General features: G+C 69.9%; 12 protein-coding genes. 11 read left to right on the forward strand and 1 reads right to left on the reverse strand.

Going from position 1 to position 16,240, the window contains the following annotated elements:
* Positions 1–206 precede the first annotated feature (206 nt).
* Complete coding sequence (locus VFV67_RS11155; protein ID WP_326469367.1) at positions 207–3,080, forward strand: NACHT domain-containing protein; 2,874 nt, start codon at positions 207–209, stop codon at positions 3,078–3,080.
* A gap of 83 nt (positions 3,081–3,163) precedes the next feature.
* Here VFV67_RS11155 and VFV67_RS11160 read toward each other — a convergent pair whose 3' ends face one another.
* Positions 3,164–3,685, reverse strand: coding sequence for a hypothetical protein (locus tag VFV67_RS11160; RefSeq protein WP_326469371.1), 522 nt, complete (start codon positions 3,683–3,685; stop codon positions 3,164–3,166).
* Positions 3,686–3,913: 228 nt separating this feature from the next.
* On the opposite strand from VFV67_RS11160, the gene VFV67_RS11165 reads away from it, so the two are divergent.
* From VFV67_RS11165 to VFV67_RS11210, 10 genes are all read left to right on the forward strand, one after another.
* Entirely contained in the window at positions 3,914–7,507 is a 3,594-nt protein-coding gene (locus VFV67_RS11165) for an SDR family NAD(P)-dependent oxidoreductase (protein ID WP_326469372.1), read from the forward strand.
* A gap of 3 nt (positions 7,508–7,510) precedes the next feature.
* Positions 7,511–8,428, forward strand: coding sequence for a 3-hydroxyacyl-CoA dehydrogenase family protein (locus tag VFV67_RS11170; RefSeq protein WP_326469374.1), 918 nt, complete (start codon positions 7,511–7,513; stop codon positions 8,426–8,428).
* 17 nt (positions 8,429–8,445) lie between these two features.
* On the forward strand, positions 8,446–8,709 hold the full coding sequence (locus VFV67_RS11175; protein ID WP_326469376.1) for an acyl carrier protein: 264 nt from the start codon (positions 8,446–8,448) through the stop codon (positions 8,707–8,709).
* 23 nt (positions 8,710–8,732) lie between these two features.
* Entirely contained in the window at positions 8,733–9,875 is a 1,143-nt protein-coding gene (locus VFV67_RS11180) for an acyl-CoA dehydrogenase family protein (RefSeq protein ID WP_326469378.1), read from the forward strand.
* Complete coding sequence (locus VFV67_RS11185) at positions 9,875–10,942, forward strand: HAD-IIIC family phosphatase (protein WP_326469380.1); 1,068 nt, start codon at positions 9,875–9,877, stop codon at positions 10,940–10,942. The genes VFV67_RS11180 and VFV67_RS11185 overlap by 1 nt, the downstream gene beginning before the upstream one ends.
* Positions 10,939–11,631, forward strand: coding sequence for a hypothetical protein (locus VFV67_RS11190; RefSeq protein WP_326469381.1), 693 nt, complete (start codon positions 10,939–10,941; stop codon positions 11,629–11,631). The genes VFV67_RS11185 and VFV67_RS11190 overlap by 4 nt, the downstream gene beginning before the upstream one ends.
* The gene (locus VFV67_RS11195; protein ID WP_326469384.1) at positions 11,628–12,386 is read left to right on the forward strand and encodes a thioesterase II family protein; all 759 of its coding nucleotides are present in this window, start codon (positions 11,628–11,630) and stop codon (positions 12,384–12,386) included. The genes VFV67_RS11190 and VFV67_RS11195 overlap by 4 nt, the downstream gene beginning before the upstream one ends.
* A 46-nt stretch (positions 12,387–12,432) precedes the next feature.
* Complete coding sequence (locus VFV67_RS11200; RefSeq protein ID WP_326469386.1) at positions 12,433–13,785, forward strand: MFS transporter; 1,353 nt, start codon at positions 12,433–12,435, stop codon at positions 13,783–13,785.
* Positions 13,778–15,052, forward strand: a complete 1,275-nt coding sequence (locus tag VFV67_RS11205) for a hypothetical protein (protein ID WP_326469387.1) — start codon at positions 13,778–13,780, stop codon at positions 15,050–15,052. Before VFV67_RS11200 ends, VFV67_RS11205 begins: the two co-directional genes overlap by 8 nt.
* A 393-nt stretch (positions 15,053–15,445) precedes the next feature.
* The gene (locus tag VFV67_RS11210) at positions 15,446–16,150 is read left to right on the forward strand and encodes an AfsR/SARP family transcriptional regulator (RefSeq protein WP_326469389.1); all 705 of its coding nucleotides are present in this window, start codon (positions 15,446–15,448) and stop codon (positions 16,148–16,150) included.
* Positions 16,151–16,240 lie beyond the last annotated feature (90 nt).

Consider the following 16,240-nt stretch of genomic DNA (forward strand, 5'->3'; position numbering starts at 1 on the left):
GCCGGCGCCGCAGGCGCCGGCCTCCGGCCGGTTTCGCTGGTAGCTGTGCCGGGGCGGGTGGGTGGGCGGGCGGACTGAGCGACGGGCAGTGGCTTGGGAACACGGCCTGGCACAGGGATGTCCGTGCGGCAACATGCAGCCTGCAAATGACCCGCGTGGTCGCGTTGTTGCGTAGGGTGAGGTCGTCGCGGATGAGGGATCGGTCGATGGCGAGTGTGCTGAGCTGGCTCCTGGGCGCTGCGGTCGTGGCGGGCACGGGATTGTTGATCATTCCCAAGCAGCTCTGGCGACGGTGGAGCGATCGGACCGTGGATCGGCTCGACGAGGGGCTGGTGCGTGGGCTTTCGTTGTTCGACAAGCGGTACCGGCAGTTCATGGTCCAGCATATGCGGTTTGTCGACCTCAAGAGCCTGGCCACCGTGGGGTTCTACACCCCTGAGCTGGACGATGTCTTCGTCGACGTGAGTTTGACCTACCGCTCCCCGCACCATGTGCCGCAGGACATTTTGGGGTACCCGCTGCCGGGCGTCGGCGACCGGCTGATGCTGCTCGACCTGCTCGGCAGGCCGAAACCCGTCGTCCTGGTCGTGATGGGGGTGCCGGGCAGCGGGAAGTCCACGCTGCTGCGCAATGTCACCGGGGTGGCCTGCCGATCCCGGCGCGACCGCAAACGCAGCATCGCGATCCTGTTGCAGCTTCGCGAGCATGCGCCGGCGATCGTCGCGGCGCCGGACATCACGCTGCCGGCGCTGGTCCGGCGCACGATCGGGAGCCTTGCCGACAAGGAGCCGCCCGGCTGGTTCGAGCAGCGGTTGCGCGACGGTGACTGCGTGGTCCAGCTCGACGGCTTGGACGAGGTCGGCCAGCAGGACGACCGGAGAATGGTCGCCGACTGGGTGGACCTCCAGACCAAGCAGTATCCCGACAACGACTACGTGATCACCACGCGGCGGCACGGATACCGGGACACCCGAATCGGCGGCGCGCTCGTGTTGCAGGTGCGGGGTTTCAGCGACGAGCAGGTCACCCGCTTCGTCCGAAGCTGGTACCTCGCGGTCGAGCGCAACACCAGCCCCGCCACCAGGGAGGACGAGGACATCAGGCGGCAGGCCGAGTCCGCCGCCGCCGACCTGCTCGACCGGCTCAACGGCGCTCCCGCGCTCTACGACCTGACGGTCAACCCGTTGCTGCTCACCATGATCGCCATCGTGCACCGCGACCGGGGTGCGTTGCCGGGCAGCCGGGTCGACCTGTACCGCGACATCTGCGAGGTCGTGCTCTGGCGGCACCGGGTGGTCCGGAACCTGCCGAGCTCGCTCAGCGGCGACCAGCGGGAGACGCTGCTCCGCGGGGTCGCGTTCGCGATGATGGAACGGCGCGTTCGAGACCTGCCGGTGGATGACGTGCTCGAGCAGATCCGGCCGATGCTGTCCCGCATGGCCCATGGGGTGAACGGCGCGGACGTCCTGGCCGAGGAAAGCCGGGACGGGCTGTTCGTCGAGCGCGAGAGCGGCGTGTACTCCTTCGCCCACCAGACGTTCCAGGAGTACCTGGCCGCCGAGCACATCCGGGACCGACGCCGTGAGCTTGAGCCCGAGCTCTGCAAGTGGGTCGACGACATCTGGTGGCGCGAGACCACGCTGCTCTACGTCGCGCGGTCGGATGCCGACGCGATCGTTCGCGCCTGCCTGAAATCCGACACCGTGACCGCACTGTCGCTGGCTTTCGACTGCGCCGCGCAGTGTCGCGAGCTCGCCCCGGAGTTGCGTACGCAGCTCGAGAGGTTGCTGACGGCCGGGCTGGCGTCGGATGCCAGCGCCGCCCGCCGCCGGCTCATGGTCGGGGTCACGCTCACCCGGCATCTGGCCCCGGTCGTCCGCACCGGCCGGAACACCCGGGTCTGTGTCAACCCGGTCACCTCCCACCTCTACCGGCTGTACCGGCAGGACGTCGACGCGGCACCGGCACCGACGGTCGCGAACCGCACCCGCCCGGACGATCCGGTCGCCGGGGCAAGCGCGGCCGACGCCGAGGACTTCATTCGCTGGGTGAACTCCACCATCGGTCAGGCGGGCTACCGGTTGCCGACCCGTGCGGAGGTCACCGATTCCGGGGTCCAGCGCGCACTCGGCACCTCGACCCACAGCGTGTGGCTGCAGTCGGACGGCGAGACGGGCCGGCCGAGCCTGTGGGTTCCACCCGGCCAGCCGCACCCACACCTGATCACCCCGAATGCGGTCGCCGAACACCTGCTCAAGGACTTCCAGCGGGCCGCCCTGACCATGGCCCGGTTACTGCTGCTCAGATCGATCGGCACCTCGTTGAGCGTCAAACTCGACCCCGACCACGACCACGGCCAGGCCAGGGCGATCGCCTACGAACTCGGTGTCGCACATCATCTGGCCGGGCCACACCTGAGCCAGGACTTCCCAGCCGCAGAGGCACTTGCCCGCGATCTCGTCCACAACATCGGCCGGGATCATTCACTCGCCCGCCGGTCGGCAAGTGATCTCCATGCCACGCTCCAACGCATGGAAAGGCTGGATCGCGCCCACGCGCACAGTCGCCCACTCGACCGGATTCTGGCTCTGGACAACGACGACGCCTGGGCTTGGGCGCACGCGTTGACCGATGCCATGCGGCGCGCCCTCGAACCGAAGCCGGCACCGGCACCGGCGGACTGGCTGGGAGTCGTCGCGGCGGCCTTCGTCGGCTCGGCCAGGAGCCGGCTCGCCGAATGTCACGTCGCACCAGGAAGTCTCCCCGAGCTGGTCCGCGCCGCGGGGGAACGATTCGGCAGCCTCCAGCTACCGAGCGACGCGGAATATCAGCGATGGTCCCGCGAGCTGCCCGACCGGCTCACGCTCGTCGCGGCGATCCCACCCGGACAGGACCGGCCCGCCCCCGGCAACGCGACCGCGATCCGGTTGGGTGCTCTCTGCCTTGCCGACGCGGTGAGCCTGCGGGACGGGGACCTCGCGGACCTGTTCCGCACGATCGCCGCCTGCGTCACCCTGTACGAGCTGCGCGGCAACGGGCAGATCCCGGTGACGGAGACGATCGTTCTCGCCACGGCGTGATCCGCCCCCGTTCAGCGTCGGCCCGCCGGGCCGGCAGAAGGCCGGCCCGGCGGCGCACGCCATTGTGCGAATTCGCTGAACGACTATGCCGCCGCCATGATCAGTTGGACCGCGTTGGTGAGGGAGACCGATCCGACGTTGTTCCTCCGGGTGCCGTTGCCGTTGTCGAACTCGTCGGCGGGATACAGCACGCCGCCGGTGGCCTTTCCGACACCTACCGCGCTGACGCCGCTGGCGCCGAAATATGAGCGCTGCACGGTCAGGGTGGTGGTTTCCCCGGTGTTCCACCTGATCGTTTCGGTGGTGACCGTCGACACGAGGAGGCCGGCGAGCTGGGTCGCGGTGCCGCTGACGGTGATCGTCGCGGACGTCAGCTGGAAGTTGACCTGCGCCACGCACCGGCTCACGCTGCCGGTGCCGGTGACCGCTCGGGTCGCCGTGTCGACCCGGACGCTGAGACTGCCCTGACTGCATTCGACGAAGTCGGCCGCCGCCGCGGACGCCGCGGATCCGGTCGCCGCGCTCACCGGGAGCACGGCGAGAGCCGCGAACAGGGTGAACGCCGTCCGGGCCAGTCCCTGGCGCCAAAAGCGGTTAATCCTCATTCATACCTCCACATTGGGTCAACGCGTATAAGCGGACTCAAATGTAGTTGGACAGGTGCCATCGGGCGCCCACTCCGGACGCCATTGTGCGGTAATTGAGGACCGGCGCGCGGAGTTACTCAAACGTGGACGCCGCGTGGATGCCGCTCCCATAACGTTGGCTGCGGAAGTGAACCCATGGGCAAATATTCAACTCCGTTGACCAGAACGTGCGGCGGTGAGTGATCGATGGTCGAACGCGACGAGGACTCGGTCGTTGCGATCGTCGGCATGTCCGGGCGGTTTCCCGGCGCCGACGATGTGAAGGGGCTGTGGGACAACCTCGCCGCCGGGGTCGGCGCGATCCGCGATCTCACCGAGGACGAACTGCTGGCGGCCGGCGTGGAACCGGCGTTGCTCGCCGACCCGCGGTACGTGCGCCGGGCGGCGCCGCTGCGCGACATCGAGCACTTCGACGCGGCGTTCTTCGGGTTCAGCCCGCGCGAGGCCGAGGTGACCGACCCGCAGCACCGGTTGTTCCTCGAGTGCTGCTGGGAGGCCCTGGAGAGCGCCGGCTACCAGCCCAACCGGATGCCCGGCCGGGTCGGCGTTTTCGCCGGCTGCGGCGTGAGCCAGTACGGGTTCGTCAACGTGCTCAACCGCCCGGACGTGATGGCCAGCACGACCGCGGTGCAGTGGGCGGTCGGCAACAACAGCGACTCGCTGAGCAACACGGTCTCCTACAAGCTCGGGCTGACCGGGCCGGCGGTGGCCGTGCAGACCTTCTGCTCCACCTCCCTGGTCGCGGTGCACCTGGCCATCCAGAGCCTGCTCACGTTCGACGCCGACGTGGCGCTGGCCGGCGGCGCCTCGCTCGAGGTCCCGATGACCACCGGCTACCTGTTCGAGGAGGGCGGCATCCTCTCCGCCGACGGACTGGTGCGCAGCTTCGACGCCGACGCCGCCGGCAGCGTGATCGGCAACGGGGTGGGGGTCGTCGCGCTCAAGCGCCTTGCCGACGCGCGCCGGGACGGCGATCACGTCTACGCCGTTGTGCTCGGTTCGGCGTCGAACAACGACGGCCGGGCGAAGGTCGGCTTCACCGCGCCCGGCGCCGACGGCCAGGCCGAGGTGATCGGCTACGCCCAGTCGGTAGCCGGGGTGCCGGCGGAGACGATCGGTTACGTCGAGTGCCACGCGACCGGCACCATGCTCGGCGACTCGGTCGAGCTGGCCGCGATGGACCGGGTGTTCCGCGGCGCGAACGCGACCACGCCGTGCGTGCTGGCCTCGCTCAAACCCGACCTCGGCCACCTCGACCGGGCGTCCGGAGTGGCCGGACTGATCAGGGCGGCGATGGCGGTGGACCGCGCCGAGCTGCCCGGCACCCGCAACTTCCGCACGCCCAACCCGGCGATGGCCACCGGTGCCGCGCAGTTCGTTGTGCTGCCGGAGAACCGGCCGTGGCCGGCGGGGGAGTGGCCGCGGCGGGCGGGGGTGAGCTCGTTCGGACTCGGCGGTACCAACGCCCACATCGTGCTCGAGGAGATCGGACCGGCACCGGACCGGCCGAGCGAGGCGGGACCGCAGGCCCTGGTGCTGTCCGCCCGCACCGAGCCGGCCCTTGACGCCGCCGTCGACGCGCTCCGGCGCCATCTCGCCGGCGCTCCGGACCTGGACCTGGCCGACGTGGCGTTCACCCTGCAGGCCAGCCGGGCCGGCTTCACCCATCGCCTTGCGGTGATCTGTACCGACCTCGACGACGCGGTCCGCGCCCTGGCCGATCCGGCCCGGCAGCGCCGTTCCGCGCCGGACGCGACGGCGAGTGCGCCGGTCGTCCCGAGGGACCTGGAGTCCGCGACCCGGCAGTGGCTGGCCGGCACCGAGATCGACTGGGCCGCGCTGCACGACGGGCACCGGCGCCGCGTTCCGTTGCCCACCTACCCGTTCCAGCGGCAGCGGTACTGGATCGACCCGCCGGCCGCCCGGGCGGCGCCGGCCGCTCCCGAGCCGCAGCAGTTCGGCGCCGCGCCCGACCGCGACCTCGGCGACTGGTTCTACCACCCGGCATGGCGCACCGTTCCGTTGCCGCACAACGACGTCGCCGGGCTGCTCGCCGGGCGCGGACCGTGGTGGGTGCTGGCCGACGACGAACTCGGCGACGCGGTCGCCGAGCGGCTCGCCGAACTCGGCGCGGATCCGGTCGTGCTGCGACCCGGCGCCGGATTCCAGCACCTGGACACCGCGGGCGTGCGCACCGTCACGGTTCAACCCCACGCACGGCACGACTACACCAGCGTCATCACCGAGTACGGCCGGCCGGGCACCGTGTTGCACGCCTGGACCCTCGGCCCGGCACCGGAGTCGTTCGAAACCGCGCAGGCGCACGGTTTCCACGCGGCGCGGGCCCTTGCCGGCGCGCTTTCGATGGCGGAGCAGGCCGGAGCGGTCGAGCTCGTGCTCATCACGCCGGGGACCGTCGAGGCGACCGGTGGCGACCTGCGCCATCCCGAGCAGGGCACGATGGCCGGACTCGGCCCGGTGATCGGGCAGGAGGTGCCCAACATCAACTGCCGGCTGGTCGACATCGACGTCCCCGGCTGCGTGGCCGCGCACGGCGGGCTGGCCGCGCTCGCGGCGGAGGTGGTGGCCGAGGCGTGCACCGGCGTCCGGGACCAGGTGGCGCTGCGCCGGACGGACCGCTGGGTGCAGACCTTCGAGCGGATCCGGCTGGACGGGGTGGCTCAACAGCGGCCGCTCGCCGACGGTGCCACCGTGCTGATCACCGGCGGGCTCGGCGACGTCGGCATCCTGCTCGCCGAACACCTTGCCAGGACGAGGGGTTGCCGGCTGGTGCTCACCGTTCGGACGCCGCTGCCGCCGGAGCAGGACTGGCCGGCCGTGCTGGCCGGGCACCCGCACGGCGATCGGGCCGGCCGGCACATCCGCACCGTGCAACGGCTGCGCGAGCTCGGCGTGCCGGTGCTGGCCGTGGCCGCCGACGTCAGCGACCCGGCCCAGATGGCCGAGGTGGTTTCCCAGGCCCGGCAACGGTTCGGGCGGATCGACGCGGTGATCCACGGCGCCGGTGTCTCCGACGCGCGGTACTTCGGGCTGGCCGCGGAGATGACCGAGGCGCAGTGCCAGGCCCACTTCGCGGCCAAGATCGACGGCTTGCGGGTGCTCGACGAGGTGCTCGGCGACACCGACGCCCCGGTGCGGATGACCGTGTCCTCGCTGTCCTCCATCCTCGGTGGACTGGGGTTCGCCGCCTACTCGGCCGCGAACTCCGGCATGGACGCCTACGCGCGGACCGCGGGCGGCCGGTGGCTGAGCATCAACTGGGAGGGCTGGGGGCTGCGGGACGAGGAAGACCACCCGATGCCGGCCACCACCATCAAGGAGTACTGGATGCGCCCGGACGAGGGCGTCGAGATCTTCGAGCGTTCGCTCGGGGTGGCCGGGCGGGTGAGCCAGCTGGTGATCTCCAGCGGTCCGCTGCTGCCCCGGCTGGCCCAGTGGACCGGCGTGGCCGAGGCCCGGGCGGGCGACGCGGTCCAGCAGCGGCACCCGCGGCCGCCGCTGTCCACCCCGTACGAGCCCCCGGCGCCCGGCCACGAGGCCGCCATCGCCGAGATCTGGAGCGACGTGCTCGGCATCGACGACATCGGTGCGAACGACGACTTCTTCGAGCTGGGTGGCCATTCGCTGACCGCGGTCCGGCTGATGGGCCGGATCCGGGTGAGCTACGGCGGAGTCCCGATCTCCGCCGTGATCGAGCATCCGACGGTGCGGGAACTCAGCAAGGTCGTGGCCGGCGCGAACGCGATCGACAAGGAGTGAGCGATGACCGTGGTAGGAGTGGTAGGCGCCGGCATCATGGGTGCCGGTGTCGCACAGAACCTGGCGCAGTACGGGCATTCGGTACGGCTGGTGGACATCAGCGACGAGGCGCTGCGCGCCGCGCTCGACCGCATCGAGCTGAACTGCCGGATGAGCCGGATGCTCGGCGGGCCGGCGGTCGACGCGGCCGAGGTGCTCGCCGGGATCACCGTGAGCACCGACCTGGGGCTGCTGGCCGACGCCGAGGTCGTGATCGAGAACATTCCCGAGGACGAGGATCTCAAGCGCGACCTATACCGCAGGCTCGACGAGGTCTGCCAGCCCGGCTGCGTGTTCGTGGCGAACACCTCGGCCATCCCGATCACCAGGATCGGGTCGTGGACGAAGCGTCCGGCGCAGGTGGCCGGCGTGCACTTCATGAACCCGGTGCCGATGAAGCCGGCCGTCGAGTTCATCCCCGGCCACCACACCTCACCCGAGGCGGAGCACACGGTACGCGAACTGCTCGCGTCGATGGACAAGAAGGCGATCGACGTCAACGACGCCTGCGGGTTCATCTCCAACCGGATCTCGCACGTGTTCATGAACGAGGCGGCGTATCTGGTCTACGAGGGCGTCGCCACGGCCGAGGCCGTCGACGAGGTGTTCCGAAGCTGCTTCGGTCATCCCATGGGTCCACTTCAGACACTCGACCTGATCGGGGTGGACACCGTGCTGCAGAGCATCGAGGTGCTCTACGAACACTTCGCGGACAGCAAGTACCGCCCGTGCCCGCTGCTGAAGCAGATGGCCGACGCCGGATTGCTCGGGCGCAAGTCGGGCCAGGGCTTCTACCGGTACGGCCCCGACGCACCAGGATCGGCCGACCGGGCCGGCCGGAACGGCCACCTCACCGCGGTCCGTTCCGGTTCCGACATCTGAAGGAGGTAGCAGGAACCATGTCCGACGCAGCGCGTGTGGAGCTTCGGCGGTTCATCACGGCGAAGTACCCGACCATCGAGCTCACCGACGACCAGGACATCTTCGCCCTCGGCTTCGTGAACTCGTTGTTCGCGATGGAGCTGGTGATGTTCGTCGAGAAGACCTTCGACACCCGGATTCCCAACGACGAACTCAGGCTGGACCATTTCCGTTCGGTGAACGCGATGGTGGAGCTCGTGCACCGGTTGTCCGCGCCGACGAGCCAGGCCTCCGGCGCCTGACCGACCGAGACGGAGACACCGAAATGAGCACCGTCACGGGCCTCGATCACGACCGGGAGGCCATCCTCGCCGAGGTGCGGGCGTTCGTCGACACCGAGGTCGCACCGAACGCCGGCGACTTCGACCAGTCCGAGCGACTGCCGCGGACCCTGCTGGACCGGGTCGGCGAGCTGGGGCTGTGGGCCCCGTTCCTCCCCGTCGAGCAGGGCGGTGCCGGACTCGACATGGTCACCCTCGGCCGGATCCACGAGGAGGTCGGCCGCGGCTGTTCGGGGCTGCGCAGCATGTTGACCGTGCACGGCATGGTGTCGTGGGCGGTCGGCCGCTGGGGCAGCGACGAGCAGCGGGACCGGTGGCTGCCGGAACTGATCAGCGGCGGCACGTTCGGCGTGTTCTGTCTGTCCGAACCGGACAGTGGCAGCGACGCGTCGGCGGCCGGCACCCTCGCGGTGGCCGACGGGTCCGACTGGGTCATCAACGGACACAAGAAGTGGATCACCGGCGGGCAGGTGGCCGACGTGCTGCTGGTGTTCGCCCGCACCGGTCCGGGGATGAGCGCCTTCCTGGTGCCCAGGACGGCGGACGGGGTCGAGATCACCCCCATTCCCAACATGCTCGGCACCCGGTCGAGCATGATCGCCGAGATCGTGCTGCGGGATGTCCGGGTCGGCGCCGAGGCTCGGCTCGGCCCGCCCGGTTGGGCCGCGGGCACGGTGATGACCGGAGCGCTCGACCTTGGCCGCTACAGCGTGGCCTGTGGCTCGGTGGGCATCATCCAGGCCTGTCTCGACGCCTGCGTCGCCTACACCACGCGGCGCACTGTCCATGATGGACGGTTGCGGGATCTTCAGCTGATCCGCCGCAAGGTCAGCGACATGGTCACCAGCGCCCGGGCGGCCCGGCTGCTGTGCGAGCATGCCGGACGGCTCAAGGACGCCGGGGATCCGGCCACCATCATGGCCACCTGGGTGGCGAAGTACCACGCGTCGACCGCGGCCACGGCGGCGGCCAGCGACGCCGTGCAGATCCACGGCGCCAACGGATGCAGCGCCGACTATCCGGTGGCCCGGCTCTACCGGGACGCCAAGATCATGGAAATCATCGAGGGCAGCACCGAGCTTCAGCAGACCACCATTGCCGAAGAAGCCTACCGGGAGGTGGCGTGATGACGGTCGAGCCGACCACCGACGCGCGGGCGCGGGCCCTGGCCAAGCGCGGCCGGATCAAGTGCGTGGTGTGGGATCTGGACAACACGCTGTGGGACGGCACCCTGCTGGAAGGTGAAGTCACCGTGCGGCCGGAGGTGGTCGCGGAGATCCGCCGGCTGGACGACATCGGCATCCTGCACTCGATCGCCAGCAAGAACGACTACGACGCGGCGATGGACCGGCTGCGGGCGGAGGGGCTCGACGAGTACTTCCTCTACCCGCAGATCAGCTGGAACCCGAAGTCGTCCGCGATCGAGCAGATCGCGAAGTCGATCAACATCGGGATCGACGCGATCGCGTTCGTCGACGACCAGCCGTTCGAGCGGGCCGAGGTGGAGCACGCGCACCCCGCGGTGATCACCGTGGACGCGCTCGAGGTGGACACGGTGCTGAAGAACCCGGCGTTCGAGCCGCGGTTCGTCACCGACGAGTCCAAGCTGCGTCGGCTGATGTACCGCAGCGACGTCGAACGCAACCGGCAGGAGCAGGACTACCAGGGCACCAGCGAGGAGTTCCTGGCCACCCTGGACATGCGGTTCACCATCAGGCCGGCGCAACGGGAGGACCTGCGGCGTGCGGAGGAGTTGACCGTGCGCACCAACCAGCTCAACTCCACCGGCCGGACCTACTCCTACGACGAGTTGGACGAGCTGCGGCAGTCGCCGGATCACCTGCTGCTGGTCGCCTCGCTCACCGACCGGTACGGCAGCTACGGCACGATCGGCCTGGCGCTGGCCGAGCGCGGCCGGCCCGCCTGGCACCTGCGCATGCTGCTGATGTCCTGCCGGGTGATGGCCCGCGGTGTCGGGACCGTGCTGCTCAACCACCTCATGTCGCTCGCCAAGCAGGACGGCGCGGTGTTCCGCGCGGACTTCGTCGAGACCGGGCGCAACCGGGTGATGTACGTGACCTTCGCGTTCGCCGGTTTCACCGAGGTCGAGCGGGACGGCGCACAGCTGGTGCTGGAATCCGACCTGGAACGCATCCAGGGCTGGCCGGACTATCTGACGGTGAACCTGGGATGAGAATGGTGAGCTGGTTGGGACGGCCGCCGCCGGGGCTGGGCGAGCTGCATCCCGACACGAACCGGGCGACCCTGCAGGCCCTTGTCATCGCCCTGCCCCGGATGCTGCGCAACACAATGCTGCCCGGTCTGACGTTCCTGGCCGGTGCGGCCGTGGTCGGGGTCGAGCTCGGTGCGGTGCTCGCCTGTCTCGCGGCCGCATCGCTGTTCGTCATCGACCGGCGGGCCGGACGCGCCGGCTTCATCGCCTTGCTGGTGATGGTGTTCGTCTTCCTGTCCGCCGCGGTCGCGGTGGTCTCCCGCAGCCTGCCGCTGTTCTTCCTGCCGGTGGCCGGGGTGGACCTGTTGATGGGCAGCTACACGCTGGTGACGGTCCTCATCGGACGCCCGCTGTTCACCTCGGCCACCCCCGACTTCCTTTCGGTGCCAGCGCAGGTGAAGCAGACCCCGGTCTATCTGCGGACCGCACGGGACGCGACCGTCCTTGCGGGCTGCTATTTCCTGGTGCGTTCACTGTTGCGGCTGGCCGCGTTCGTCTGGCTGCCGCCCGGCTGGTTTATCGCGGCGATCATCGTCGGCGAGGTGCTCGGCGACATCCTGGTCGTCGGCCTGGCGATCCGGTTGAACATCCGGCGCCTGCGTCCGATCGGGACGGATTCTGCCCCGGTGCACGGAGAGGTGAGGATATGACGACAACAGGAATCCGGTGGCTGCCGCTCGGTGAGCCGGCGCCGGCCCAACCGCGACTGTTCTGCTTCCCACACGCGGGCGCCAGCGCGGCGGCCTTCGGCGGTTGGCAAGCGCTGGCCGGCGAGCGGATCGCGGTGTGCCCGGTCCAACCGCCCGGACGTGCCGAGCGATATCGCGAGCCGGCCTACCGGGACGTCGCCGTCTTCGTCGATGACCTCATATCCCAGCTCGGCCACCAGTTCACCGGGCACTACGCGCTGTTCGGCCACAGCATGGGCGCGCTCGTGGCGTTCGAGCTGACCCGCCGGCTACGGGCGATCGGCGCACCGGCGCCGGTTCACCTGTTCGTGTCGGGTCGGACCGCCCCCCACCTGGCCGAGACCCGCACGCCACTGCGGGACCTGCCGGTGGACCGGCTGATCCACGAACTGCGTCGGATGGGCGGCACCCCCGACATGCTGCTGCGCGACCGGGAGCTGCTCGAGGCGTTCCTTCCGTTGCTGCGGGCCGACTTCTCGGTCAACGAGACCTACCGCTACCGGCCGCAGGCGGCCCTCGCCATCCCGTTGACCGCGTTCGGCGGACACCACGATCCGCGGGCCGAGGAGTGGGAGATTCGCGAGTGGGCAACGCAGACCAGCGCGCGGTTCCAGTGCCGCATGTTCCCCGGCGGGCACTTCTACACCGACCAGCACGCCGCCGACGTGATCGGCATCATGCGATCAGAACTGCTCTGTGCTCAGCCTATGCCGTGAGGCACCGGATCCGTCGGAGTTCGAATCGGAAGTTGGGGGAGATTCGGTGACCACCCTGCAGCAGGCCGAGGTCCACCCGGCCGAGCCCACCGTGCCGCCGCCACCCGGATCCAGGGTCCGGTTCGCCTGGTACGCCTACGACTGGGCGAACTCGGTGTTCACCACCGTGGTCACGTCGATGTTCTTCGGTCCCTACCTGACCGACATCACCAGGGACGCCGCCGACCCGGCCGGCTTCGTCCACCCGCTCGGGCTCACGGTTCGCGCCGAGTCCTTCTACCCGTTCCTGGTCGCGGCATCGCTGATCCTGCAGGTGTTCGCGCTGCCGGCGGCCGCGGCCATGGCGCACCGGGTGCCGAGGAACCGGTTGCTCGGGCTGCTTGCCGTGTTCGGCGGGCTGGCCACGGTCGGGTTGGCGCTGGTGACCCGGGTGAGCTACCTGGCCGGCGGCCTGCTGTTCGTGGCGGCCACGCTGGCGCTGGGCGCCTCGGTCGTCGTGTACGACACCTACCTGCCGGAGATCGCCCCACCGCGGGACCGGGCCATGGTGTCCGCAAGGGGTTCCGCGGCCGGCTACCTCGGCACCGTGGTGCTGCTGGTGATCAGCATCTCGGTGGTGCTGGCCCGGGACGCCCTCGGCCTGTCCGAGGCGGCCGCGGCGTCGGTCTGCCTGCTGCTCGCCGGGCTGTGGTGGATCGGATTCACCGTGCTTCCGGTGCGGGTGCTGCCCGGTACGACGGTCCGCTCCGCGCGGGCTGGCAGCGGGGAGTTTCGCCGGATGCTGACCGAGCTGTTCCGCGGCCGGCGCCGGGCGGCCGTGTTCCTGGCGGCGTTCCTGCTCTACAACAGCGCGATCCTGGTGATCAGCAGTCAGGGCACCACCTTCGTCACCGAGGAACTGGACGTCGGCCAGGACCTGCTGGTGGTCGGGGTGCTCATGGTGAGCGTGTGCGCGGTGCTGGGCACCGTGCTCGCCGGGCGGCTGGCCAGCCGGTTCGGCGCACCGGTCATCCTGCTGGCGAGCCTTGCCGTGTGGTTGGTGGTGATCGGACTCCAGGTGACCGTGCGGCCCGGTGCGATGGCCGTCCTGGTCGTGATCGGCATCCTGGTCGGCCTGGTGAACGGCACGAGCTACGCGTTGTCCCGCGCGGTGTTCGCCAACCTGACCCCGGCCGACCGCAGCGCCGAGTACTTCAGTCTGTTCGAGATCGTCAACCGCAGTCTCGGTGCCCTCGGGGTGATCGTGTTCGGGACGGTGGTTCAGGTCACCGGGAGCTACCGGCTGGCCATCGGCACGATGTCGGTGCTGTTCCTCGGCGGTGCGGTCCTGCTGATCGTGGCGGTCGTGCGGCGTGCCGGCGTGGGATCCGTTGCGCTCGAAGGTGGTCGAGATGAGTGATCGGGTAGCCGTTGCACCGCTTCGGGTACTGCTGACCGAGTCGGTCAGCGCGTCGGCGCGGGAGATGGTCACCGTGCTGACCCGGCACGGCCACTCGGTCGGCGTGCTGGAACCGAAGCGGGATGGGCTGCTGTCGATCACCCGCCGGGTCCGGTGGCGGCACCAGGTCCCGGCCTTCGGGTCCGATCCGGTCGGCTACCTCATGGCGTTGCTGGACGTGCTGCGCCACCAACGCTACGACCTGGTGCTTCCCACGCACGAGCAGGTGGCGGTGCTGTCCCGGTATCCGGGGGAGTTGGCCGGCCTCGGCGTCGGGGTCGCCGTGCCACCCTTCGAATCCCTTGCCAGGGTGCAGCACAAGGCGGAGGCGGTGCGCCTGCTCACCCGTCTTGGCGTGCCGCAGCCGGAAACCGACCTGGTGAGCTCGGCCGACGAGCTGCGCGCCACCGGCGAGTTTCCTTGCTATGTCAAGCTTCCGGTCGCGACGGGCAGCCGGGGGGTGTGGCTGGTCGACGGGCCGGAGGCACTGCACCGGCTCGCCGGGCGCGCCGAGGTGCTCGACACCTTCGGCCGGGGCTGGCCGGTTCTGGTGCAGCGGCCGGTGGCCGGCTCGTTCGTGCTGATGCAGACGGTCTTCGACCGGGGTGAGCTGGTCGCCGCGCACGCCGTGCTTCGCGTGCACGAGGGCGTGCAGGGCAGTGCCGCCGCCAAGGAATCCGTCGACCTGCCGCGGCTGCGGGACCAGCTCGCCACGCTCGGGGCCGAGCTTCGCTGGCACGGTGCGCTGTCCGTGGACGCGATCGTCGACCGGCAGGGCGTCGCCCGGGTGATCGACATCAATCCCCGGCTGGTGGAACCGGTCAACGCCGAGCTCGCCGGGGCCGGCCTGGTCGGCCGGCTGGTTGCGGTGTCCCGCGGTGAACCGGCGGTGCCGCCGGCCGCCGGGCGGGCCGGCGTGCGGACCCACATGGCCCTGATGGCCCTGCTTCGCCATGGCGAGCTCGGCCACCGCCGCCGCGACGTCGTCGCCGAACTGTGGAACATCCTCACCGGACGCGGGCGCTACGCCGGCAGCACCGAGGAACTGCTGCCCGCACGGTGGGATCCGCCGGCCGCGCTCCCGACGTTCGTCGTCGCCGTCCTGTTGCTGATCAACCCGCGGTTGTGGCTGCGGATCGCCGGCACGACACCGTCCGGCATGGTCCTCAGCCCGGACGCCTGGCAGCGGCTCGGGAACGGCACCGCACAACGGTCCATCCCGGACTGACATCTCCGTAGTCGAATCGCGCCCCTGCGCCACGAGTCACCAATCGTGGCCGGGGCGCTATTCCGCGTCATCGCCCGGTTGCCGGAAACGTCGAAGACATTCACGGTTGTTCGGTAGGCCGTCCAGACAGTCACCTGACGGGCTCATCCGCCATCCGTGTTTTCTTCACATGCCGGCCACTGACCAGGTACTTTGGCCGCCGATGTGCGGTGCGACCGGCCGGTGGGGCCGATGGGTGCGGGGTTTCGTCCGAGTGGCCGGACGTGTGAGGATGAATCAGCGCTAGATGCGATCGACCAGAACGGTATCTAGGGGTGAAGATCGATGCGGTTTCGCTTACTTGGCTCATTAGAAGTCATTGATGGTGACAATCAGCTGGATTTGGGTGGAGCGGTGCAACGGGCGGTTCTCGGATACCTGCTGTTGCACGCCAACCAGGTGGTGCCGACCAGCCGGATACTGCGCGCCCTGTGGGACGGGCAGCCGCCCCTCACGGCCCGGAAGATGGTGCAGAATGCGGTCTCCGCGATCCGGCGGATGCTGGCCGCCGGCAGCGACAGCTCGGCGATGCTGCTCACCCACCCGCCGGGGTACCGGTTACAGGTCGACCCCGATGCCGTTGACATCCACCACTTCCGGCGGCTGGTCGACCAGGGCCGCACCGCGCTGGCCGCCGGTTCGCTCGGGCGCGGGACCAGCTTGCTCCGGGAGGCGCTGGCGTTGTGGCACGGGCGGGCGCTTGCCGATCTGGTTGAGCGCGGCACCTCGTGGTCCGAGCTGGTGGCCATGGAGAACGAGCGGCTGCTCGCGCTCGAGGACTGCTTCGACGCCGAGCTCGAATGCGGCCGGCACCGCGAGATCACCCCGGAACTCGAGGTGCTGACCGAGTCCGAACCGCTCCGGGAGCGGCTGTGCATGCAGTTCATGCTCGCGTTGTACCGGTCCGGCCGGCAGGCCGACGCGCTCACCGTGTACCGGCGTACCCGGGCGGCGCTCGTCGACGACCTCGGTATCGAGCCGGGCCGGGAGCTTCAGCGGCTACAGCACATGATTCTCGAACATGACATGTCCATTCAGGCGCCGATGCTGGTGGCGTGAATCGTCGGCGCCGCCCCTTTTGATGGGCGCCCGATTACTTCACGATGGGTTGTCCGTAGAACGGTCAGACGTGCTCTCCAGTCCTCCACT

This window comes from Actinophytocola sp. (genome assembly GCF_035762905.1).
Lineage (GTDB): Bacteria > Actinomycetota > Actinomycetes > Mycobacteriales > Pseudonocardiaceae > DASYTH01.